General features: G+C 62.6%; 3 protein-coding genes. 1 reads left to right on the plus strand and 2 read right to left on the minus strand.

Annotation, left to right across the window (positions count from 1 at the left end; translation table 11 throughout):
* Positions 1 to 38: 38 nt before the first annotated feature.
* Positions 39 to 398 carry a ribonuclease D gene (locus tag INT49_RS21690; RefSeq protein WP_404801965.1) on the plus strand — a complete coding sequence of 120 codons (360 nt, stop codon included), beginning with the start codon at positions 39 to 41 and terminating at the stop codon, positions 396 to 398.
* Between the two features lie 34 nt (positions 399 to 432).
* On the opposite strand, the gene INT49_RS20735 is transcribed toward INT49_RS21690, so the two are convergent.
* Together INT49_RS20735 and INT49_RS20740 are read right to left on the minus strand one after the other, a co-directional pair.
* Entirely contained in the window at positions 433 to 1,254 is an 822-nt protein-coding gene (locus tag INT49_RS20735; protein WP_193119618.1) for a hypothetical protein, read from the minus strand.
* Positions 1,232 to 2,102: HipA domain-containing protein (locus tag INT49_RS20740; RefSeq protein WP_193119619.1), on the minus strand; the 871-nt coding region annotated here is incomplete at its 5' end. The genes INT49_RS20735 and INT49_RS20740, both read right to left, overlap by 23 nt.

Raw genomic sequence — 2,102 nt, forward strand, 5'->3', positions numbered from 1 at the left:
GAGCCGGTGGCTCCCAATCCCGATACGGGTGGCCTCCAGTGCTACGAATATTCAGGGGCATCAGGGCACGTCGCATCGGATGCACGAAAACGGTCTCTCGCATCGTGAACCCGGATCTGTCTCGGGGCTCACACAGCCTTAAACCCCTTGTCCGACGACGCCTCGGCATCGAGCTGGACAAGGGGTCAGTGCGTACAAGCGACTGGGGAGCGAGAGCACTCAGCTCGGAACAGCTCGACTATGCAGCGGACGATGTACGTCATCTTTTGCCGCTTCACGAGCAGTTGATCGCAGAGCTCGCCGAAGATCGGCGGAATCTCTACGACGCTATGTGTACATATATCCCGGCAGACGCGCACCGTGAAGTGTTGGGCATACCCGACCCGTTGACTCACTGAGCGGGACGGGTGGCTCGGCGGAGGAAGGATGGCGTCAGGCGCGGTACGGGTCCCAGTCTCCCGCGCGATCGAAGCTGAACCCGATTGGTGCATCAGCCTCGACATCGATGACCAGGCGCACGTGCGGAGGTGCAGTAGGGCCCGCGGTGCGCACCACAGTCGTCCGCCCGGACCCTTCTGTCACTCCTAGAGCCCGCAGGCCCTCGGAGAGTACTCGAGGTGCCCATCCCAGAGGAACGCCCTGGGATGTGACGACCATCGAGTTCTCGTCTTCCGGGTTGTTCCGTTCGGGGAGGATCTCCACCGACTGACCCACGATCAGCGAGCTGAGTACGCGCTCATGCTCTTCGGACGAGACGCGGTGCGGAGTTCCGTCGAGGTTGATCGCACCTCCCACTGGGACATGGCGGATCCCATTGGTCAGGAACCGTGCATGCAAGCGCCCGGCACGGATCGCTGGCATCTGCATGAACTGCAGCGTGTCACCCGCGCGACGCCCACCGGAGTGGACGATCTGCTCCCATGGTGTGGCCATATCCGGGCTGATACCGAGGTCGGCCATCGCCGACGCGAAATCGGGGCGATGTGACGACATTGTCCGCTGACGGAACAGCGTGGGCATACGCGACGCGCGATACGTGTCGGGTACGAGCGGGAGCCCCGGTAATGGGCGGAAGTTCGCGATATTACCGGCATGCTGCGTGTAGTCGAACGTGTACTCGGTGCCATCGAAGCAGAAGCGTCCGATGGGATGGATGCGGCGAGTGTCGGGGTGCTGCCAGAGCACCAGCAACTCATGGACGCTGGAGTCGGTGTCTGGGGCGAGCTGAGGGTTAGAGACGCTGACCAAGCTCATGACGGGTCCTCTCCAGGTTTAGGGTCAACAGGGCTATCACAAAGGTAATCGTGGGCTCCGACATCTCAGGGATAAGACCCTGCTCGATCGGATCGGTGACCGGAGTGAGCTGCATCGCATCGAGTCGCTCCGTCCAGTGCACCCGTGCGGCGGGCGACGAGATTCGTAAGGCATCTCCCGCCAGCGCGACCAGGGACAGAGGCTTCTTCATGTGCTCGAACCGCCAGGCAGTTCCCTTCTCGGCCCAAGATCTGAGCGCGGCTCCCTCAGAACGCCGACGCAACTTTTCCGGTGTCTCAGCGAAGCCCAGACTACTGGAGTGGTCATAGGACGGGCAGAGCAGTGGTGACCGATCCCGCAGGCGGGGCCTGAGCACCGACCAGTTCTCCTCGTGCCGGTCACGATTGGCCACGAGAGCATCGAAGAGCAAGTACCCGGCAAAGACATCGAACGCATCCATTTCCACGGGCCCTGAGAACTCCGGTGGTGGCTCGCAGTCAGCCAGGGCACGTCGGATATTCGAGAGTGAGTGACCGGGCCGTCTCACGTCCGGGCGGTTCGGGTCGACAGCAGGTTCGCGCTCGAAGTGCGGGAAGTAGTCGGTGACGCTCCTGCAGTCCTCGAGCGCCAGGTGGCCGCCGACGAGGTCGTACTGCGCCTGCCGTACGTCCCTACTCAGAGACCCTCTTCGGCCGTCGCGCAGACAGAGCCTGGTTTCGGCAAGAGGTACGCCGAGCTCGGCCCCGACCCTGCTCGCTATGACCTCGGCCCAGTCTTCGCCCTGTTCGAAATGTGAGCTGCTGCGGTGATTTCGGACAGCGGATTCGGTTGATTTCTTATGCTGTCGT

It is taken from the genome of Brachybacterium tyrofermentans (assembly GCF_014897585.1).
Lineage (GTDB): Bacteria > Actinomycetota > Actinomycetes > Actinomycetales > Dermabacteraceae > Brachybacterium > Brachybacterium tyrofermentans.

What these genes read in the sequence shown, in the direction of transcription:
- INT49_RS20735 (WP_193119618.1), bottom strand. Translation starts at nt 1,254, where the DNA reads ATGAGCTTGGTCAGCGTCTCTAACCCTCAGCTCGCCCCAGACACCGAC.